The sequence below is a fragment of the Pseudomonas sp. B21-028 genome, from assembly GCF_024749045.1.
Lineage (GTDB): Bacteria > Pseudomonadota > Gammaproteobacteria > Pseudomonadales > Pseudomonadaceae > Aquipseudomonas.
Genome location: NZ_CP087184.1, coordinates 4473444 through 4493558 on the forward strand (window position 1 = coordinate 4473444; position 20115 = coordinate 4493558).

A 20115-nucleotide genomic window follows, 5' to 3' on the forward strand; every position below is an offset into this window, starting at 1 on the left:
TAGCAGTCATTGAGAAGCTGGCCAGAGCCGCGGCGAAGGGAAGGCTCAGAGAGTCGGACTTGGTGCTCTTGGAGGACATCGCAGGCCTGCTAGAGAAGGCTAACGCCGAAAAACCTTGAGCCCAGATGCAAAAAGCCCGGCGCTAGGCCGGGCTTTGGAGATGGAGACAGAATTATTTACATTTTGCAGCCATAAACTCGCCAGATTTCGACGAGCGGATCACATCCTTCTGCTCATCAATGGCCGCACGAGCCGCCATATGATAAATCTCTCGCCTTTCTTCCGCGGACCCGTGGCGGAAAAATTCAGACATTGTCGACGAACCATGAGGCTTCGTCGAAGCGCCTGCTGCCTTTTCGCCTTTCATGGGAATACTCCGTTCAAAATACGTTCAAGCTCGTTGGGATCATAGGGCTGGTTGATAAACCCGTCAATTTCGTCAGCTGAAAGGTCAATGCCAATATCGCCGTTCGCGCCATCGTTGTCCTTGATGATCACATCCACCTGCAACGCATCCTGAAACTCACGCTTGAGAGTACAGACAGAGACCTTTGCAGCATAGAATTGTCTGACAAACTCAGGGCAAGGAATATTCCTTCCGTCTTTCCTTTCTCTCGCGAGAACAAACTCCCAGGCAAGCTCAGGACGCTGGTAGACGTAGATTACTTGGGCAGACCTGTTCTCTTTATCAAGGGCCCGCGAGATATTTCGGCGCGCCACTTCGAGATTCGCAAGAGTCCCATCCAGCAGGAACGATTGACGTTGCTGGTAAACCAAATCCAGGGTTCGCTCAACAATGGTCGTTACCCCGCGCTGGAAAAGACTGGAGTTTCGCCCCGTGTACTCAAGAAAATAAACTCTAAAATCATCAGGATCGATCCGTAACGCCTTCGATCCACCGGCTTGCATCATTCCAATAAACGCCCGGGACACCTCAGTTTTCCCTGCGCCCGGCGACCCAGCCATGAACACAGAGACTGGGTACTCATCGCTCGGATAGGTCTCCAAACAGGCCAGATCCCGGGCGATACGGGTTCGGTTTTGCTTTGCAAATACCGCAGCACGCTCAGAAATGGCTTGCTCTTCCTGCGTCATGAATTCATCCCTCTAATGGGCAGGACTTTAACACCCCTATCCTGCGAAAGCCCGGCGTATGGCCGGGCTCTCTGCATTTGCTAGGTCAGCAAGTTCTCTTCCCTGCTCTGCCACATTGCCTGAAGCTTGGTCAGCCCCTTGCCTGTGATCAGCGTGGAGCACATTGGGACGATGCCGTCTATTGGATGCTCGAAGGTGCCGAACTTCACATCGAGTAGACCAGCCTCGATCTTCGCCTGGTACGGCTCTTTTGTTCTTGTTACGACCATATGCCGGCCGGCGAGCGCCCGACCTTTCACGAGATCCGAGCACTCGGTGCCTGGCTATACGAGCAGCAGGGTTTCGATCAGGAATACATCCAGGGATTGATGGGGCACGCGGACGTCAAGATGACCGAGCACTACCAGACAGGGCACGGCGAAGAGGCGGTGGTTTACATGAAGGTCAAAGCCGACCTGAAGGTGTAGTGCGGTGTTCGTTTGCCCAAAATATTCCCAAAGTTTGCCCAAGGGAAAAAGCAAAAAGGGGTTACCGTTTCCGGTAACCCCTCTAGACCGCCCAGCAGAGCGGATTTTGTTTGGTAGGCGCGATTGGACTCGAACCAACGACCCCCACCATGTCAAGGTGACCACGAGACACGCATAAGCTCCTGATTCATTGGGGAAATAATAGTTTTTTGATCGTTCCAAAACTGGCGATACGCCCTATAAGAATCAATAACTTAGCGTTGTATATTCCTACAGTACTACCACCCTCCCCGGCGCTCTGCCAACCGAATATCCCTCCCAAACTGCTACCCTGTTTTCATCGAACAAGGAGTCGCCCATACCCAACTCAGACCTGCTCCCCTCCCTGCTCTTCAAGATCAACGAGAACCAGCTCGCCCTGGAGGCTGCCATCTTGGAGCTATCCAACTGGGTCGAGGCGCGCGGCTCAGCTGATGTCGCCGACAATGCGCGCGGTGCCCTGGACACGATCGACAAGAACGAAGAGTTCATCAAGATGACCTTGGCGGTTCTGATGACGCCTGAATGACCGACTTCGGACGAAGTTACGCGTGACAGCAGCACTGAATGATTATTCAGTGGCAAGCCAGACGAGGGCGGGCGGCGACAAGGTATTCCGATCAGGAATAAGCCCATGAAAATCATGAATTTTATTTATTGCTGTGGATCTCGTAGCGTACCTCCTTCTGCATAAGGAGATGACCCTGTGAATAATTCCCGCCTGCGCTTGTACGTTGACTCTCAATTTTCCAGCCCCTATGCCATGTCGGCTTTCGTGGTACTCCGCGAAAAGGGCATCGAATTTGAAATGATCCCGCTAGACCTCGACGCATCCGAAAACCAGTCAGAAGACTATGCCAGCCTCTCGCAGACCCAGCGGGTACCCACACTTGTGCACGGCGACTTCGCCTTATCTGAATCGTCGGCGATCACTGAGTACCTAGAAGACGTTTTCCCCCAGGCGCCGGTTTACCCACAAGATCCGATGCAGCATGCAAAGGCACGACAAGTACAGGCATGGGTGCGAAGTGACCTGCTGCCCATTCGGCAGGAACGATCCACATTGGTTGTGTTTTATGGACTCAAATCAACCCCCTTGTCGCCAGCTGCCGAGTCGGCAGCGCGCAAGCTGTTCGGTGCCGCACAAACGCTACTGGCCGACAACCCCGAGTACCTGTTTGGCCAATGGTCGATCGCCGATGTGGATCTGGCCTTGATGCTCAACCGGCTGATACTCAATGGTGACTCCGTACCACCCGCGCTGGTGGAGTACGCGCAGCGCCAATGGCAACGACCAACCGTACAAGAGTGGGTCAAATTGCAACGTCCTCCGATGTAGTCGGCGCACGTATCATTTTATGGAGAGCGGCTTATTTTTAGAGAGAGGGTTTCGGGCTCGTTCAGAAACTCTGGAAATGTACGAACAATCCTACTTGATGCTGGATAACGAGGTCCAGGAGCTGACCGCTCAGCTACGCAAAGCCCGGCAGGACATCTTCGGTTTGGTCGAAATGCACGCCGCCGAGGCCAAGGAATGCGCCAAGCTCGCGCTAAACTGAAGCAGGTGAAGTGGGATCGGAATTCAGAGCAACTGGAATACGTGAAGCTGATGAACAGGACCAACAATGAACTCGGTGGGCAAGACAAATTGATAGCCGACCTGTACCAGCGCCTGAAGGTGTATGAGGGCGATAGCCTTCCCGATGTGAGAACCGGCAAGAATCGGAACTGAGCAGCCAGGGGGCGCTATGTGCGGACGACTATCCCAATACACCGGCATCCATGACTTCGTGGCTGCGCTGAGCATGCCCAACGCCATGGTCAGCACCGTGGGCGATCAACTGGAGCGGTACAACGCCGCTCCATCGCAACAGCTCGCCCTCTTCCATCAGGAAGGCGACAGCTTGCACGCCGACCTGGTCCGTTGGGGCTGGCGGCCGCACTGGGCCAAGGACCGAGCAGCCCCAATCAATGCCCGGGTCGAGAAAGTCGCCCACGGCCCCCTCTACCGGTAAAAAGGTAAAAAGGGGACAGATTTATTTCCACCTAGGATTTGGCTCACTTCCTATCAGCTCGTCATAATCGTTGTCTGTCCTAGTTTTCCCGGTTCTCTTCCCTCTGCCAGCACGCCATTCACTCGTCCTATTCATCGCTATCCGACGAGATAATCCCACTGCCACCGTCAACAAATGACTGACAACCCTCATCGAATGACGGAGACCCCGTGTCACAGGCCCCCTCATCATCGATTCCATTTTCTTCCGCCCACTCATACCCCGCTTGATGCCCTGAGCAGTCATCGGTGCATCCATAGCCGTCAAACGTATCCGCAGAAGCTGTTGCGCTTAATACCGATGCCAGCAATGTCAATGCAGACAGCATTTTCATGGAAGCCTCCTATGAGACAGACGGGGGATGTACTCCTGAAAACAAAGCGTCTAACAGGGAATCATTGCTCAATATTCACTAAGAGCTTTTTCTGCCTCAATATCCTGATCAGCACAGGCTTTAACCATCGCGAATCCGTATGTGCGCATTTGCTTCATGCAGCGCGCTACCGTCGGCTTGTACTTTTCAGGAATTTTATTGACGGCAGCTAAAGCATCCAGATCCTGGTCAACGCAAGCCTTCACCATTGCAGCCCCATACGTCCCCATCTGTGACTTGCATCGATCGATGATCTCCTTTTTCACATCGGTATCTGCGTACGCCACTGCCGAAAATGAAGCCGCCATACCAACCAACATAATGATCCCGCGCATATCCCTATACTCACTCATACCTGAAGAAATAAGGCACAACGCTATTACGGCCCGGCCATTTTGTCTATGCATCAGGAAGAAGGGGGAGAGTTTTTGAGATTGTCGCGTCGATGGAGCCATGGGATGGGATCGTTCTGCAAATTGCAGACAACAAAAAAGGGCCCACCTTTCGGTGAGCCCTTCTAGACCGCCCAGCAGAGCGGATTTTGTTTGGTAGGCGCGATTGGACTCGAACCAACGACCCCCACCATGTCAAGGTGGTGCTCTAACCAACTGAGCTACGTGCCTGCTGTGAGGCGGCATTCTACGGAATTCCGAAGGGGTGTCAACACCTTTTTTTCACCTAACCCTATGAATATGCAAAATATTTAATTTCCCCCATGGGACGAAGATTTTGAGGTGGCTGGCGGCCGATTTTTATCTCGGGTAGGATCTGCGCACTCGTAAAAAATATAAAACAGAGGTTGCAGAATGGCGAACACACCTTATCCAGCGTCCTATTACGCCGCGTCGGCCAACCCGGTGCCGCCCCGCCCGGCCCTGCAGGATGACATCGAGACTGATGTGTGCGTGATCGGCGCAGGCTATACCGGCCTGTCTTCTGCCCTGTTTTTGCTGGAAAACGGTTTCAAGGTCACGATTCTCGAGGCCGCCAAGGTGGGGTTTGGCGCGTCGGGTCGTAATGGCGGGCAGATCGTCAACAGCTATAGCCGCGACATCGATGTGATCGAGCGCAGTGTCGGCCCGCAGCAGGCGCAGTTGCTGGGCAAGATGGCATTCGAGGGTGGGCGGATCATTCGGGAGCGGGTGGCGAAGTATCAGATTCAGTGCGATCTGAAGGACGGCGGTGTATTTGCCGCCCTCACGGCTAAACAGATGGGCCATCTGGAGTCGCAGAAGCGTTTATGGGAGCGCTTCGGCCATACCCAGCTGGAGCTGCTGGATCAGCGTCGTATTCGCGAGGTGGTGGCGTGCGATCAGTATATCGGCGGCATGCTGGACATGAGCGGCGGGCATATCCATCCGCTCAATCTGGCCTTGGGTGAGGCGGCGGCCGTGGAGTCCCTGGGTGGGGTGATTCATGAGCAGTCGCCGGCGGTGCGCATCGAGCGCGGTGCCAGCCCGGTGGTGCATACGCCGCAGGGCAAGGTCAGGGCCAAGTTCATTATCGTGGCCGGCAATGCCTATCTGGGCAACCTGGTGCCGGAGCTGGCGGCCAAGTCCATGCCTTGCGGCACGCAGGTGATCACGACCGAGCCGTTGGGAGACGAGTTGGCCCACAGCCTGTTGCCCCAGGATTATTGCGTCGAGGACTGCAATTACCTGCTCGACTACTACCGGCTGACGGGCGACAAGCGCCTGATCTTCGGCGGTGGCGTGGTGTATGGCGCGAGGGATCCGGCGAACATCGAAGCGATCATCCGGCCGAAGATGCTCAAGGCGTTCCCGCAGCTCAAGAATGTGAAGATCGACTACGCCTGGACCGGAAACTTCCTGCTGACATTGTCGCGTCTTCCGCAGGTCGGACGGCTGGGGGATAACATCTACTACTCCCAGGGCTGCAGCGGCCATGGCGTGACTTATACGCATCTGGCGGGCAAGGTGTTGGCCGAGGCGCTGCGTGGCCAGGCCGAGCGTTTCGATGCGTTTGCCGACCTGCCCCACTACCCTTTCCCTGGCGGCCAGCTACTGCGCACGCCATTCGCGGCGTTGGGCGCGTGGTATTACGGGTTGCGGGACAAGCTGGGGGTGTGAAACCCGCATTCGGTGGCCCCATGTGATGGGTGGGGCCACTCAATCAAGGGCCTGATATTCAGAAAGTCCCTGCAACCTCCCCTCCACCTGAGTGCGCGTCTCGCCACCAATCCAGACCTGGCCGGCGTCATCGCGACACACATGGATGCGGCCTTTGCGACCGAGACGGGTGCCTTGAGCTGCAACATAGGCTTGCCCAGCCAGACCAGCCTCGAACAACCACTGCGCCAGCGAGGCGTTCAGGCTGCCCGTGACCGGGTCTTCAACGATGGCGCCCAGGTGGTTGCTGAAAAAGGCGCGCACCTCAAAGGCCGTATCACCACTGGAATGCGGCCCGACCACGCCCACATCGATTCTGCGCGGCCAGTTTTGTGCCGGTTGCAGGGCCAGGACTTGCTCGGCCGAGGCCAGTCGGATGCCCAGCCAGCCAGGACCATTGTCGACCCAGGCCGCATCGACGACGTCACGCGGATCTATCCGCAGAAGTTGCACCGCCTCGCTCAGCTCTTCCCTTGACGGGGTTCCGGAGCGAATCACCGCAGGAGCGGCAAAGCACAGCCGGCCTTGATCGCGACGAATGCTCACGAGCCCCGCACCACATTCCTGGACAACGTGCGCCTCGTTCTTGGGTTTGCGACCGGTCGCAAGCCAGGCATGGCAGCTCCCCAATGTCGGGTGCCCGGCGAACGGTAACTCCCGGTCCAGCGAAAAGATCCTGACCCGGTAGTCTGCGTCCGGGTGCGTTGGCGATAGCACAAAGGCCGTTTCCGACAGGTTGAACCAGCGAGTCAGTCGTTGCATGCCAGCCGTCTCCAGCGCGTCGGCCCCCATGACCACGGCCAGTGGGTTGCCGGAGAACGGCCCGGCGCCAAACACGTCGATGATTTTAATCACAGGGTCCAAGGCACCCTCCTTCGTTTTCCTGATGGCTTCAAAACGCAGAAATCAATGGGAGGACAGGAGAAGCTTCAATCCCGCGACCGCGAACAGCGTAGAAAACAGCCCTTGAATCCAACGCCGCAGCCGGGCGTAGACGGCGATCATCCGGGCCGTCGAAAACACGATGGCGTAGCCGCCGAAGATAATGATGCCGAGCAAAGCGCAACCGCCGATGATCGCAGGCAAGGTGCCGGCTGGGGCATCTTCACGGAGCCCGAGCGACATGATCGCCATCCAGGACATGATGGCCTTGGGGTTGCCGATGTGCATGAGCACGCCCTGGCGGTACAGCGGCAGATAACGCCGAGCCTCCCGCCCGGCAACCGTCTCGGCGCTGTCGTGTGTCGATGCCATGGCAGCCTTGCCCGCGCGCATCGCCAGGTAGAGCAAATAGACCCCGCCCGCCGCCTTGATGATGAAAAGCGCCTGGGCATAAGCGGCCAACAATGCGCAGATGCCCGTCGCCGCCAGAAATGCCCAGAAGAGTGAACCGGTCATGACGCCGGATGCCAGGACCAAGGCGTGGGAGCGCCCGTCACGCATCGCCACGCCCATGATCGCCATATTGCTCGGGCCCGGGCTGGCGGCGGCAAGGATGTAGCTGCCAAAGGCAAGCATGACCGGATGATCGATCATTGGATGTCCTCAAGAGGCGTCCGAGACGGCGGCGTTTCCGTCGTCCGGAACAGCCGAACCGTTGTTCCGCAAGCACCATAATGCGCGTGACACTTCATGACTATTGAAATAGTGTCACGCGACACTATTCGTTCAACGGGTATCCGCAATGCACCTTCAATCGCCTTGGACACCCCGTCTCGCGGACATCGACGCGAACGCATCGGAACGCCTGGTGCGCGCCCTGGCCGACGACATCGTTGAAGGTCGATTGAAAAGTGGCGACCGCCTCCCCGCCCATCGGCAGCTCGCCTGGCAACTGGGGATCGGGCTGGGTACGGTGACGAAAGCCTATGCCGCCCTGGAACGGCGGGGGCTGGTGCGCAGCGTCAAGGGTCGGGCAACGTTCGTGGCCATCCTGCAGGCACACGAGCAGCGGCTGATCGATCTTTCATCCAACGTGCCGCCCGCCATGTTGACGAGCCGGCTCCTGGCGCGGACCTTGACCGGTATCGCTCGCAAGATCGACGCCGACCATCTCAATCTCTACTCACCCCCCGCCGGACATCTGGAACATCGTCGCCTGTTGGCCCGCTGGCTTGAAACCCTCGGCATCGTGGTCGAACCGTCCCACCTGGTGCTGACGAGCAATGCCCGCCAAGCCATCTCCCTGGCTTTCGATCTCGCCTGCGGCCCCCACGGGGTGATCCTGACGGAACGCCTTACCTATCCCGGCGCGATTGCCCTGGCCCGGCGCAAAAGCCATCGGATGCAGGGGATCGAGATCGACGCGCAAGGCATGCTGCCGGAGGCACTCGCCCAGGCCCTCGGTCATCTCGCAGCAGCCAGCAACAAAGTGGTCTATCTCACCCCCACGCTTCACAACCCGACCACGGCGACGATGGGTGCGGCGCGACGGCAGGCTATTGTCGAGGTCTGTCGACAAGCGGGTGTGTGGATCATCGAAGATGGTGTCTATGCGCTGGGATCTGCGCCAGGGCCTGCCCTTGCGACGCTGGCGCCCGAGAGGGTGTTGCACGTCAACGGTCTGTCCAAGTCCCTCGGTCCCGGGCTGAGGATCGGCATGCTCACGCTGCCCGCTGAATTGCACGGCGCTGCGCAGGAAGCCTTGCAGGATATTCCCCTGGGTCCGTCGCCGTTGTCTTGCGCCGTGGTGGAGGACTGGTTGTCCAACGGCGTGATCGCTTCAATCCAGCAGGACTTGCGCCACGAAGCGCGACGCAGGACAAGCCTCGCCACCGCATTGCTCGACGAGGCCGCACTCGTTTCGCATCCGGACGCCTATCACATCTGGCTACCGATGCCTCGCGACGCCGCTGATCACTTCACCAAGGCGGCGGCCCAGGCGGGCATCAGGGTGACAGCACCAGAATCGCTGATGGTGGATCGCGATCAGTCGATGACTGGCATTCGCCTGTGTCTTGGGGGTCCATCTTTCGAGGAGTTGACCCAGGGGCTGACCCGCCTGTCGAACTTGCTGAAGGCACCCGATTGAACCCGGAACAGCCTCCAACCGCCTCAAACGTCCAGCACCAACGTCTCACTCCCCTGCGCCGGCACGGCGCAGCAGATCAACACCTCATCCGCCTCCAATCGTTGCGCCGGCGTGTTCAGGTAATGCACCTGGCCACTGCTCAGTCGGGTCTTGCAGGTGCCGCAGGAACCTCCGCGGCAACTGAACTCCGGATTCAGACCCCGTGCTTCCGCCAGTTCGAGCAACGTCCCGGTGCCGGGTTCCCAGCGCGCTTCCTTGCCCGAGGTGGCGAACAGGACTTTCACCGCTTCATCGGCCATGGGCACCTGTTCCGCCGCTGGCACGCTGACTTCAATGTCACGAACCAGTGTTGACGGACCGAAGGTTTCCGCGTGAATGCGATCATCCGGAATGCGCAATTCGCGCAGACCATCGTACAGCGCCTGGGTAAAACTCCCCGGCCCGCAGAGGTAGTAGTCGTAGTCATTCAACGGGAGCAAGGTCTTGAGCAGTTCAATGTCGATGCGGCCGGCCATGTCGTAATGGTCGGCTGAACCGTCGATGGGCGGCTGGCTGACCACACGCAGGACCTTGATCTTGTCCCCCGCACGAGCCACCAGTTCGTCGACCTCATCGCGAAAGGCCAGGTCGGCGACTGAACGGCTGCTTTGTATCAGCCACGTCGGCCGCATACGATTGATGCGTTTTCCTTGATAGACCACTTCGCGCAGCATCGACAGCAACGGCGTGATACCAACGCCCGCGCCCAGCAGCACCAGTGGACGCCGCTCGGAAGCCTGGACCGTGAAATCCCCCTGGGGCGCACGGGCTTCGATCCAGTCCCCTACTTGAATCCGCTCATGCAGGTGCGAGGACACCGAACCGTCGCGCTTGACGCTGATGCGCAAGAATTCATCCGATGGTGAACTGGAAACGCTGTAGGTGCGAATGGCGGGGGCCTGCTGCCCTTCCAGCAGAACCCGCACGGGCAAATGCTGCCCCGGCTCGAACCTGGGCAGTCCGACGCCGTCATTGGCTTGCAGATAGAACGAGCGAATGGCGCGGCTCTCATCCACGATGCGCTCCACCCGCATCGCTCGCCAGTGGCTGCGCAAAGCTTCGGCCTGCAAGCGCTCGGCCGCCCGCTCCCAACTGCCCGTCATCATCGAGTTGGGTGAGGCGCCCTCGACCGTGTCTGTCCAGCGCAACGGGAGCGCGGCCTGACGGTAGACAATACGCTGCGGCTTGAAGCGCCATAGCCGCTCGGCGCCCTGGAACGCGGCGATTTCGGGGCTGTCCAGCAGCACCTCGGCTGAACCGCTCATTTGCAACAGGTCACCGCTCTGGAAGTCGATAAATACCAGACCGGCCCGGGGGTTCAGCAGGATGTTGCCCAGGGTGTTGAAAAACAGATTCCCGGAGAAATCCGGAATGGTCAGGGTCCCGTCTTCTTCCATTCGCACAAAACCGGGCTTGCCGCCGCGATGCGAGGCATCGACCTGGTTCTGGCCGTCGCGCACCACGTAGGTCGCGACGTAGAACGAGTCGGCCGCGGTGACCATACGACGCACCTGCGGGTCCGCGCCGGTCAACTCAAGCACGGCGCCTGCGGCCTCATCGACGAAGGCGTACTGACGCAAGTTGATGTAGCGCGGGCAATTGCCGTAGGCCTGGGTCACGGCGATTTCAATCCCCTCATCCGACTGACGCAGTACGTTGCCATTCATGCGGTTGCGCCGGCGGGTATGCAGCTCGATGCCAAGCATGCCGATGGCATCGCCCGGCTTCATGCCGTTCTGGGCCGGGTCGTCGGGCTGCGGCTGGAGGCTGATGTGCAGACGTTCCGGCGCGGGAGAACTCATGAAGCCAGGTTGCCCCGTGCGAATTGTCGCCCATACATCGCCTTGCCGATCCACCGTTCCCAGCACTACGAAGGGCAACTGGGCATAGAACTCGCGATGCTGGTCCGGCATCCATGAGCGGGCCATTTGTCGTTGGCCGACACCCACCATCATGTCGACCGCACCGACTGCGCGCTGCAAGGTCAACTCGCCTTCATGCCAAGCAGAAAATTGCGAAGTCGAGACTTTATCCATTCGAGGTCACCTCGCGCACGCGGCGACAATTCGCGCCAGCGGCTATGGTCAGGGTTCTTTCACCCCCCGCGGAGGTGAGCGTGAGCGCTCATATTCCCTCCGATGCACCTGCGACGGAATCCGCACAAACTACAATCCACTCTTTCAGAAACTGGAATGGTCGCAGGCTTGACCTGAATTGCAGACACAAAAAACCCCGGTCTTTCGACCAGGGTCTTTGCTATCGATCAGAAGAGGCTTTTCGGCTTTCTTCCCGGCTTCAAGGCGTTCAGTGGGCCTCGAAGCAGATATGGCGCAGCGGACGGGACTCGAACCCGCGACCCCCGGCGTGACAGGCCGGTATTCTAACCGACTGAACTACCGCTGCGTATCGCTGTGGACTTGCGTCCATTTGACTCGTCTGACCAACCCCTTGGGCTTGATCTCGAACCAGGCGAACCTGACTCGGAAAATATGGCGCAGCGGACGGGACTCGAACCCGCGACCCCCGGCGTGACAGGCCGGTATTCTAACCGACTGAACTACCGCTGCGCGTCGGTGGAGGCTTTTGACAGCTTCCGTCCTGCTTTCGCAAGACTCTCATGGAACATGGTGGGTGATGACGGGATCGAACCGCCGACATTCTGCTTGTAAGGCAGACGCTCTCCCGGCTGAGCTAATCACCCTTTGCTTCGCTGAGGCCGCGAAATTTACGCAGGTGCCGAAGCTAAGTCAATAGCAGGGTTGAGTTTTTTTCAAAAACAGCTTCGAGCGACAAGCTTCGGGCTGCAAGCAGAAATGCCAACACCGCGAAACCGCTGGCAGCTTGTAGCTCGCCACTTGCAGCTGCAATCATTCATAAATCATTTTCTTGGTCATGCCGCCGTCCACCACGAACTCCTGGCCCGTGACGAAACCGGCATTGCGCGACAACAACCACGCCACCATCGCCGCCACGTCTTCTACCGTGCCTACCCTGCCCGCCGGATGCTGGGCATGATCGGCGTCGGTCAACGGCTCTGCACGGCGCTGGAACGGGTCCCGTGCGTCGATCCAGCCAGGGCTGACGGCATTGACCCGGATCTCCGGCCCGAGGCTGATCGCCAAGGCATGGGTCAGGGCCAACAGGCCACCTTTGCTCGCGGCATAGGCTTCGGTGTCGGGTTCCGACTGCGCGGCACGGGTCGAGGCCAGGTTGACGATGGCGCCGTTGTGGGCACGCAGGTAAGGCGCACAGTGCTTGGCCAGCAGCATCGGCCCGCCGAGGTTCACCGCCAGGACCCGATTCCAGTGGGCCAGGTCCAGGCTTTCGAGGGTGATGTTGTGCGGGTCGGCAATGGCCGCGTTGCACACCAGCGCATCGAGCCGGCCGAACTGGCCCAGCACCTCGGCAATGCCGGTGGCGACCTGGGTTTCGTCCGCTACGTCCATGGCGATGAACCAGGCGTTATCGCCCAACGTCCTGGCCACCTTGGAACCGCGCTCGCGATCCAGGTCGGTCAGGACCACTTGCCAACCTTCACAGATCAGCCAGGCGGCGATGCCCAGGCCAATGCCCCGGGCAGCGCCCGTCACCAGTGCAACCCGGCCATGGGTGCCGCTGGACGGCGTTGCCAGCTCGATCACAAGGCCGCCAACCCACGCGCCAGGTCGGCTTGCAGGTCGGCCACGTCTTCCAGGCCGACCGCGACGCGGATCAGGCTGTCGCGGATTCCCGCTGCTTCACGCTCCTGCGGCGACAGACGGCCGTGGGAGGTGGTGCTCGGGTGGGTAATGGTGGTCTTGCTGTCGCCCAGGTTGGCGGTGATGGACACCAGCCGGGTAGCATCGATGAAGCGCCAGGCGCCCTCCTTGCCCCCCTTGACCTCGAAGCTCACCACGGCACCGAAACCGCGCTGCTGACGCAGGGCCAGGTCGTGCTGCGGATGGCTCTTGAGGCCGGCGTAATGGACTTTCTCGATGCCGTCCTGCTGCTCCAGCCACTCGGCCAGGGCCTGGGCATTGGCACAATGGGCTTTCATGCGCAGGCCCAGGGTTTCCAGGCCCTTGAGGAAGACCCAGGCGTTGAACGGACTGAGGGTCGGCCCGGCGGTGCGCAAAAAGCCCACCACTTCTTTCATCTGCTCGCCACGACCGGCCACCACGCCGCCCATGCAACGGCCCTGGCCGTCGATGAACTTGGTGGCCGAATGCACCACCACGTCCGCGCCCAGTTTCAGCGGTTGTTGCAGCGCCGGGGTGCAGAAACAGTTGTCGACCACCAGCATGGCGCCCTTGGCGTGGGCGATTTCCGCCAACGCGGCGATGTCCACCAGTTCGGCCAAGGGGTTGGACGGTGATTCGACAAACAGCAATTTGGTATTGGCCTTGATCGCCGCATCCCAACCGGACAGATCCGCCAGGGGCACGTAATCGACTTCCACGCCGAAGCGCTTGAAGTACTTTTCGAACAGGCTGATGGTCGAGCCGAAGACACTGCGCGATACCAGCACATGATCACCGGCGCTGCACAGACTCATCACCACGGCCATGATCGCCGCCATGCCGGTGGCGGTGGCAACCGCCTGCTCGGCCCCTTCCAGCGCGGCAATACGCTCTTCGAAAGCGCGCACGGTGGGGTTGGTGTAGCGCGAGTAGACATTGCCCGGTACTTCACCGGCGAACCGCGCCGCCGCGTCGGCCGCGGTACGGAACACGTAGCTGGAGGTGAAGAACATCGGATCGCCGTGTTCGGCTTCCGGCGTGCGGTGCTGGCCGGCGCGAACCGCCAGGGTGTCGAACGCTACGCCTTCAAGGTCGCTGTCCAGCCGACCGGCATCCCAATCCTGACTCATGCTGTCACTCCTGCAATCGGTCAAACGCAAACCGGCCCCTCAGGGCCGGTGCGTCACTTTAGTTGTTGTACAGATCGATGATCGCGCTGACCGCCTGGGTCTTGGCCTTGGACGCATCGTTGCGGGCGCTTTCGATCTTGTTCAGGTAGGCCTCGTCGATGTCGCCGGTGACGTACTTGCCGTCGAACACCGCACAGTCGAACTGCTCGATCTTGATCTTGCCGCCGCCCACGGCTTCGATCAAGTCCGGCAGGTCCTGGTAGATCAGCCAGTCGGCACCGATCAGGTCGGCGACTTCCTGAGTCGTGCGGTTATGAGCGATCAGCTCATGGGCACTCGGCATGTCGATGCCGTAGACGTTCGGGTAGCGCACGGCCGGGGCCGCCGAGCAGAAGTACACGTTCTTGGCACCGGCTTCGCGGGCCATCTGGATGATCTGCTTGCACGTGGTGCCACGCACGATGGAGTCATCCACCAGCATCACGTTCTTGCCGCGGAATTCCAGCTCGATGGCGTTGAGCTTCTGGCGCACGGATTTTTTCCGCGCGGCCTGGCCCGGCATGATGAAAGTCCGGCCGATGTAGCGGTTCTTCACGAAGCCTTCGCGGAACTTGACGCCCAGGTGGTTCGCCAACTCCAGGGCCGCGGTGCGGCTGGTGTCCGGGATCGGGATGACCACGTCGATGTCATGGTCCGGACGCTCGCGCAGGATCTTCTCGGCCAGTTTCTCGCCCATGCGCAGGCGGGCCTTGTAGACCGAGATGCCGTCGATGATCGAGTCCGGGCGCGCTAGGTAGACGTGTTCGAAGATGCACGGCGTGAGGCTCGGGTTGGTCGCGCACTGGCGGGTGAACAGCTTGCCGTCTTCAGTGATGTAGACCGCTTCGCCCGGCGCCAGGTCGCGAATCAGGGTGAAGCCCAGCACGTCCAGGGACACGCTCTCGGAGGCGATCATGTATTCGACGCCTTCGTCGGTGTGACGCTGGCCGAAGACGATAGGACGAATGCCGTGGGGGTCGCGGAAGCCGACGATACCGTAGCCGGTGACCATCGCCACCACCGAGTAGCCACCGACACAACGGTTATGCACGTCGGTCACGGCAGCGAACACATCCTCTTCGGTCGGCTGCAGCTTGCCACGCTGGGCCAGCTCGTGGGCGAACACGTTGAGCATCACTTCCGAGTCGGAACTGGTGTTGACGTGACGCAGGTCGGATTCGTAGATTTCCTTGGCCAACTGTTCGACGTTGGTCAGGTTGCCGTTGTGCGCCAGGGTGATGCCGTACGGCGAGTTGACGTAGAACGGCTGGGCTTCGGCCGAGGTCGAACTGCCCGCCGTCGGGTAGCGCACATGGCCGATACCCATGTGGCCGACCAGGCGCTGCATGTGACGCTGGTGGAACACGTCACGCACCAGACCGTTGTCCTTGCGCAGGAATAACCGGCCGTCATGGCTGGTCACGATACCGGCAGCGTCCTGGCCGCGGTGCTGGAGCACGGTTAGCGCGTCATACAGCGCCTGATTGACGTTCGACTTACCGACGATACCGACGATGCCACACATGCGACGCAACCCCTACTTAATGGATCTGAACTGAACAACACTCACTGCGGCGTTTTGGCCGTCGGCAAGAGGTGTTCCTTGAACGGTATTTCAGCGGGTACGCTGATACCGCTGGCAAGCCACTGACTGCTCCAACCCAGGATCAGGTTTTTTGACCAGTCTGCGACCAATAGAAATTGTGGCACGAGCCGGGACTCCTGCCACCACGAATCCTGTTGTACCGGCCCCAGGCTCAGCAGCCCGACAGCCACGACCACCAGCAACGCGCCACGCGCGGCGCCAAAGGCCATGCCCAGGAACCGGTCCGTCCCGGAAAGCCCGGTGACGCGAATCAGTTCGCCGATCAGATAGTTGATCATGGCGCCGACCAGCAAGGTGGCGATAAACAAGATGGCACAGCCCGCGATCACGCGAGCCGACGGCGTTTCGATGTATCCGGCGAGGTACTGGGACAGCGAGCCACCAAACATCCAGGCAACGATTCCCGCGATGATCCAGGTCAGCAGCGAGAGGGCTTCCTTGACGAAGCCTCGGCTCAGACTGATCAATGCGGAGATGGCGATGATCGCAACGATCGCCCAGTCAACCCAGGTAAATGGCACGGTGCAGCCTACAGACGGATAAGGCGGCGCATTTTAGCAGAGCCCAGGGCTGTCGGTAAGCGGCGATTGTCAGTGTGTATGAAATCAGATGCTTAGCCGCGTTCCGGCTGAAAACGCACCACAAAACCCTTGAGATTCTGCTGCCGACCGAGCAGGTCGCGCAGGCGGTCGGCCTCGGCACGCTCGATCAACGGCCCGACAAACACCCGATTCTTGCCATCGGCGGAACGGATGTAGGCATTGTAGCCCTGACTGCGCAGGGATTTCTGCAGGTTTTCCGCGCTTTCGCGGCTGCTCAGGCTGGCCAGCTGCACGGACCAACTGACCGACAGGCCATTGGCGTCCACGCGACTTTGACTGGTGTCCGGCTTGGTCGGTGCCGCGGTGATCGGCTGGGTCGGCTGGGTCGGCGCGGGCTTGACCGCCGGGGTCGCCGGCACAGGAGCTGGCGCCGGAGCGACAGCGGGCTTGGTCGGGACAGCCGGTGCCGCGGGGATCGGTGCAGATGGCGTGGCCGGTTGCTCAGCCAGTTCCTCGTCGCTCGGGACCGGCTCTTGGGGCAGTGCCTGCGGCTCGGGCACCGTCACCGGCTCGACCTGCACAGGCGGAACCGATGGCGCCTGGGGCGCGGCAGGTGCATCGACCGTGACCTGGCGCTGCTCGTCCTGACGGGAAAACAGCATCGGCAGGAAAATCACCGCCAGGGCCACCAATACCAGGGCCCCCACCATGCGCTGCTTGTATGCCTTATCCAGCAATGCCATCTGCAGCTTCCTCCGTGGAGCGCCGGGCCAGCCATTGCAGGGCCTCGGCAACACAAAAAAATGATCCGAACAACAGGATTTCGTCATCGGCCGTTGCCACGGCGCACTGCCCTTCCAGTGCGGCAGCAACGCTGTCGTAAGCATCCACCGAAGCGCCACGGCGCTGCAAGGCCGCCTGCAATTCAATTGCAGGACGTGAGCGCGGCGAATCCAGGGGCGTTACCGCCCAGTGCTGGACACTAGCATCCAACGCCTCGACCACGCCATCCAGATCCTTGTCTGACAGCAGGCCGAACACCGCCAGGCGTCGCCCTGCCACCGGCCGCCGCGCCAGGCGCTCGGCCAGGTACTGTGCCGCATGGGGGTTGTGACCGACATCCAGCAACAGGTTCAGGCGTTTGCCCTGCCACTGGAACTGGCGCCGATCGAGACGACCGACAACGCGAGTCGCCTGCAACGCCTTGACGATCTGCCCGGCGTCCCACGGCAGACCCAGCAGCAGGTAGGCCTGGAGCGCCAGCGCGGCGTTCTCCATAGGCAGATCCAGCAGCGGCAGGTCGCGCAACTCCACCGGGTGCCCCTGGAGATCGCTACCGCGCCATTGCCAATGCTGCTCGGTCATGGCCAGATCGAAATCCCGTCCCCGCAGGAAGAACGGACAGGCCAGTTCCCGGACCTTGTCCAGCAGCGGTTGCGGAGGATTGAGATCACCGCAGAGCGCAGGCGCGCCCTGACGAAAGATGCCGGCCTTCTCGAAGGCCACGGAGTCGCGGGTATCACCCAGGTAATCGGCATGGTCCACGCCGATGCTGGTAACCAATGCGATGTCCGCATCCACCAGGTTGACCGTGTCCAGCCGCCCGCCCAGGCCGACTTCCAGCACAACGGCGTCGAGGCCGGCACGAGCGAACAGCCAGAAGGCCGCCAGGGTGCCCATCTCGAAGTACGTGAGGGAAATCTCGCCCCGCCCGGCGTCCACCGCGGCGAAAGCCTCGCACAGCTCGGCATCGGCGGCTTCGACGCCGTTGACCTGCACCCGCTCGTTATAACGCAGCAGGTGTGGCGAGCTGTAGACACCGACGCTCAACCCCTGGGCCCGCAGCAGTGAGGCCACGAAGGCACAGGTCGAGCCCTTGCCGTTGGTGCCGGTGACGGTGATGACCCGGGGCGCCGGCTTGCCCAGCCCCATGCGGGACATGACCGCTTGCGAGCGCTCCAACCCCATATCGATGGCGGATGGATGCAATTGCTCGAGGTAGGCCAGCCAGTCGTCCAGGGTGCGTTCGGTCATAGCCCGGCAGGCACCGGCGGAACCACTATCGGCTCGATGGGTGCGGCGACGTACTGAGGCGTCGGCAGGCCCATCAGTTGAGCCAACAGGTTACCCAGGCGCGGACGCAGCTCCTGGCGATGGATGATCATGTCGATGGCACCGTGCTCCAGCAGGAACTCGCTGCGCTGGAAGCCTTCCGGCAGCTTTTCGCGCACGGTCTGCTCGATGACCCGCGGGCCAGCGAAGCCGATCAGGGCTTTAGGCTCACCGATGATCACGTCGCCCAGCATCGCCAGACTGGCGGAGACACCGCCGTAGACCGGATCGGTCAGCACCGAGATGAACGGCAGGCCTTCTTCACGCAGACGCGCCAGGACGGCGGAGGTCTTGGCCATCTGCATCAGCGAGATCAGTGCCTCTTGCATCCGCGCACCGCCGGAAGCGGCGAAGCAGATCATGGGGCAGCGGTTTTCCAAGGCGTAATTGGCGGCGCGAACGAAGCGCTCACCGACGATGGCGCCCATGGAACCGCCCATGAACGAGAACTCGAAGGCCGAGACCACCACCGGCATGCCTAGCAGGGTGCCGCTCATGGACACCAGGGCGTCTTTTTCGCCGGTCTGCTTCTGGGCCGCGGTCAGGCGATCCTTGTACTTCTTGCCATCGCGGAATTTCAGGCGATCCACGGGCTCCAGGTCCGCACCCAGCTCAACACGGCCTTCGGCGTCCAGGAAAATATCGATACGGGCACGCGCGCCAATGCGCATGTGGTGATTGCACTTGGGGCAAACGTCCAGGGTCTTTTCCAGCTCGGGACGGTACAGCACCGCTTCGCAGGATGGACATTTGTGCCACAGACCTTCAGGCACCGAGCTTTTCTTCACCTCGGAACGCATGATCGAGGGGATCAGTTTGTCTACCAACCAGTTGCTCATGCTTTCTTTCTCCAGTACCGGCGGCCCGAACGCTCTGGTTCGCGGCCCCGCGTATGCCCTTGAGCTAAATTCATTGTGCGGCGAGGGCCGAAAGGCCACCACGGTCAGCGCGAAACATGACCTGCGTGCGGCCCAACCTTTCTCAACCATTCCTGCAACCGCTGCACCGCGGTTGCCGCTACGCTATCGGCCCGCCCGGAGGCGGCGCCTGCCTGCTGTGTACAGTGCAGGTATGGACGGCGGCAGTCTGCCAGCCGTCACATTGGCGACTGGCTGCTGCGCACAGCGGCCATGAATGCCCGGATCTTCGCCGGATCCTTGATGCCCTTGCCCTGCTCCACCCCGCCGCTCACGTCCACCGCATAAGGACGAACCTGGCGAATCGCTTCGGCCACGTTGTCAACCGTGAGGCCACCGGCGAGGATGATCGGTTTGCTCAGCCCCCGGGGCACCAGCGACCAGTCGAACGCTTCACCGGTCCCACCTGGAACGCCCTCCACATAGGTATCCAGCAAAATGCCGCTGGCGCTGGCGAACGTCTCGCATGCAGCCGCGATGTCATCCCCCGCCTTGACCCGCAGTGCCTTGATGTAGGGACGATGCCAGCCTTCGCAGTCGGCCGGCTTCTCGTCGCCATGGAATTGCAACAGGCCCAGCGGTACCGCATCGAGGATCTCGCCCAGCTCGCAACGGCTGGCGTTGACGAACAGGCCGACCGGGGTCACGAACGGCGGCAAGGCCTGGATGATCGCCCTCGCCTGCTGCACGGTCACCGCCCGCGGGCTCTTGGCATAGAACACCAGCCCGATGGCATCGGCTCCGGCCTCGACAGCTGCCAGCGCGTCCTCAACGCGGGTGATCCCGCAAATCTTGCTGCGAACGACCGACATGTTGTCAAAAC

Annotated in this window: 22 protein-coding genes, 4 tRNA genes and 1 pseudogene; 7 read left to right on the forward strand and 20 right to left on the reverse strand. The window is 60.7% G+C overall.

Annotation, left to right across the window (positions count from 1 at the left end; all coding sequences use genetic code 11):
* Window positions 1-172 precede the first annotated feature (172 nt).
* Both LOY35_RS18975 and LOY35_RS18980 read right to left on the reverse strand, forming a co-directional pair.
* Window positions 173-367 carry a hypothetical protein gene (locus tag LOY35_RS18975; protein WP_024776658.1) on the reverse strand — a complete coding sequence of 65 codons (195 nt, stop codon included), beginning with the start codon at window positions 365-367 and terminating at the stop codon, window positions 173-175.
* Entirely contained in the window at window positions 364-1095 is a 732-nt protein-coding gene (locus tag LOY35_RS18980) for a zeta toxin family protein (protein ID WP_258625671.1), read from the reverse strand. The genes LOY35_RS18975 and LOY35_RS18980 overlap by 4 nt, the downstream gene beginning before the upstream one ends.
* A 269-nt stretch (window positions 1096-1364) precedes the next feature.
* Here LOY35_RS18980 and LOY35_RS18985 point away from each other — a divergent pair, with 269 nt between their 5' ends.
* From LOY35_RS18985 to LOY35_RS19005, 5 genes and pseudogenes are all read left to right on the forward strand, one after another.
* Window positions 1365-1562 (forward strand): tyrosine-type recombinase/integrase, encoded by a 198-nt coding sequence (locus tag LOY35_RS18985; protein WP_258625673.1) that lies wholly within the window; start codon window positions 1365-1367, stop codon window positions 1560-1562.
* Between the two features lie 358 nt (window positions 1563-1920).
* Complete coding sequence (locus tag LOY35_RS18990; RefSeq protein WP_258633677.1) at window positions 1921-2130, forward strand: hypothetical protein; 210 nt, start codon at window positions 1921-1923, stop codon at window positions 2128-2130.
* A gap of 177 nt (window positions 2131-2307) precedes the next feature.
* On the forward strand, window positions 2308-2940 hold the full coding sequence (gene yfcF / locus LOY35_RS18995) for a glutathione transferase (RefSeq protein WP_258625674.1): 633 nt from the start codon (window positions 2308-2310) through the stop codon (window positions 2938-2940).
* Window positions 2941-3016: 76 nt separating this feature from the next.
* Window positions 3017-3160, forward strand: a complete 144-nt coding sequence (locus LOY35_RS19000; protein ID WP_258625675.1) for a hypothetical protein — start codon at window positions 3017-3019, stop codon at window positions 3158-3160.
* A 189-nt stretch (window positions 3161-3349) separates the two neighbouring features.
* Window positions 3350-3613, forward strand: a pseudogene (locus LOY35_RS19005) (SOS response-associated peptidase family protein); the annotation flags it as partial.
* 130 nt (window positions 3614-3743) lie between these two features.
* Here LOY35_RS19005 and LOY35_RS19010 read toward each other — a convergent pair.
* The 3 genes from LOY35_RS19010 to LOY35_RS19020 form a co-directional block, all read right to left on the reverse strand.
* Entirely contained in the window at window positions 3744-3989 is a 246-nt protein-coding gene (locus tag LOY35_RS19010) for a hypothetical protein (protein WP_258625677.1), read from the reverse strand.
* Between the two features lie 68 nt (window positions 3990-4057).
* Window positions 4058-4483 carry a hypothetical protein gene (locus LOY35_RS19015; protein WP_258625678.1) on the reverse strand — a complete coding sequence of 142 codons (426 nt, stop codon included), beginning with the start codon at window positions 4481-4483 and terminating at the stop codon, window positions 4058-4060.
* 91 nt (window positions 4484-4574) lie between these two features.
* Window positions 4575-4651 (reverse strand) — tRNA-Val (locus tag LOY35_RS19020).
* 183 nt (window positions 4652-4834) lie between these two features.
* Here LOY35_RS19020 and LOY35_RS19025 point away from each other — a divergent pair.
* On the forward strand, window positions 4835-6118 hold the full coding sequence (locus LOY35_RS19025) for an FAD-binding oxidoreductase (RefSeq protein WP_258625680.1): 1284 nt from the start codon (window positions 4835-4837) through the stop codon (window positions 6116-6118).
* A 39-nt stretch (window positions 6119-6157) separates the two neighbouring features.
* Here LOY35_RS19025 and LOY35_RS19030 read toward each other — a convergent pair whose 3' ends face one another.
* The gene (locus tag LOY35_RS19030) at window positions 6158-7021 is read right to left on the reverse strand and encodes a PhzF family phenazine biosynthesis protein (RefSeq protein ID WP_258625682.1); all 864 of its coding nucleotides are present in this window, start codon (window positions 7019-7021) and stop codon (window positions 6158-6160) included.
* 42 nt (window positions 7022-7063) lie between these two features.
* Entirely contained in the window at window positions 7064-7693 is a 630-nt protein-coding gene (locus LOY35_RS19035; protein WP_258625684.1) for a LysE family translocator, read from the reverse strand.
* Between the two features lie 148 nt (window positions 7694-7841).
* On the opposite strand from LOY35_RS19035, the gene LOY35_RS19040 reads away from it, so the two are divergent.
* The gene (locus LOY35_RS19040; protein ID WP_258625685.1) at window positions 7842-9188 is read left to right on the forward strand and encodes a PLP-dependent aminotransferase family protein; all 1347 of its coding nucleotides are present in this window, start codon (window positions 7842-7844) and stop codon (window positions 9186-9188) included.
* 23 nt (window positions 9189-9211) lie between these two features.
* On the opposite strand, the gene LOY35_RS19045 is transcribed toward LOY35_RS19040, so the two are convergent.
* From LOY35_RS19045 to LOY35_RS19105, 13 genes are all read right to left on the reverse strand, one after another.
* Window positions 9212-11263: an FAD-binding oxidoreductase gene (locus LOY35_RS19045; protein WP_258625686.1), complete on the reverse strand. Its 2052-nt coding sequence runs from the start codon at window positions 11261-11263 to the stop codon at window positions 9212-9214.
* 290 nt (window positions 11264-11553) lie between these two features.
* A tRNA-Asp gene (locus tag LOY35_RS19050) sits at window positions 11554-11630 on the reverse strand.
* 87 nt (window positions 11631-11717) lie between these two features.
* Window positions 11718-11794, reverse strand: a tRNA-Asp gene (locus LOY35_RS19055).
* A gap of 58 nt (window positions 11795-11852) precedes the next feature.
* Window positions 11853-11928, reverse strand: a tRNA-Val gene (locus tag LOY35_RS19060).
* A 41-nt stretch (window positions 11929-11969) separates the two neighbouring features.
* The gene (locus tag LOY35_RS19065) at window positions 11970-12098 is read right to left on the reverse strand and encodes a hypothetical protein (protein ID WP_258625688.1); all 129 of its coding nucleotides are present in this window, start codon (window positions 12096-12098) and stop codon (window positions 11970-11972) included.
* Window positions 12095-12868, reverse strand: a complete 774-nt coding sequence (locus LOY35_RS19070; protein WP_258625689.1) for an SDR family oxidoreductase — start codon at window positions 12866-12868, stop codon at window positions 12095-12097. Before LOY35_RS19070 ends, LOY35_RS19065 begins: the two co-directional genes overlap by 4 nt.
* The gene (locus LOY35_RS19075; protein ID WP_055129740.1) at window positions 12865-14076 is read right to left on the reverse strand and encodes an O-succinylhomoserine sulfhydrylase; all 1212 of its coding nucleotides are present in this window, start codon (window positions 14074-14076) and stop codon (window positions 12865-12867) included. The genes LOY35_RS19070 and LOY35_RS19075 overlap by 4 nt, the downstream gene beginning before the upstream one ends.
* A gap of 58 nt (window positions 14077-14134) precedes the next feature.
* On the reverse strand, window positions 14135-15640 hold the full coding sequence (purF, locus tag LOY35_RS19080; RefSeq protein WP_144930189.1) for an amidophosphoribosyltransferase: 1506 nt from the start codon (window positions 15638-15640) through the stop codon (window positions 14135-14137).
* A gap of 41 nt (window positions 15641-15681) precedes the next feature.
* Window positions 15682-16242: a CvpA family protein gene (locus LOY35_RS19085; protein ID WP_041023745.1), complete on the reverse strand. Its 561-nt coding sequence runs from the start codon at window positions 16240-16242 to the stop codon at window positions 15682-15684.
* A gap of 92 nt (window positions 16243-16334) precedes the next feature.
* On the reverse strand, window positions 16335-17006 hold the full coding sequence (locus LOY35_RS19090; RefSeq protein WP_258625692.1) for an SPOR domain-containing protein: 672 nt from the start codon (window positions 17004-17006) through the stop codon (window positions 16335-16337).
* Window positions 16990-18297: a bifunctional tetrahydrofolate synthase/dihydrofolate synthase gene (gene folC / locus LOY35_RS19095; RefSeq protein ID WP_258625694.1), complete on the reverse strand. Its 1308-nt coding sequence runs from the start codon at window positions 18295-18297 to the stop codon at window positions 16990-16992. The genes LOY35_RS19090 and folC overlap by 17 nt, the downstream gene beginning before the upstream one ends.
* Entirely contained in the window at window positions 18294-19214 is a 921-nt protein-coding gene (gene accD / locus LOY35_RS19100) for an acetyl-CoA carboxylase, carboxyltransferase subunit beta (RefSeq protein ID WP_258625696.1), read from the reverse strand. The genes folC and accD overlap by 4 nt, the downstream gene beginning before the upstream one ends.
* A 257-nt stretch (window positions 19215-19471) precedes the next feature.
* Window positions 19472-20104, reverse strand: a complete 633-nt coding sequence (locus LOY35_RS19105; protein ID WP_258625698.1) for a phosphoribosylanthranilate isomerase — start codon at window positions 20102-20104, stop codon at window positions 19472-19474.
* Window positions 20105-20115: the final 11 nt, after the last annotated feature.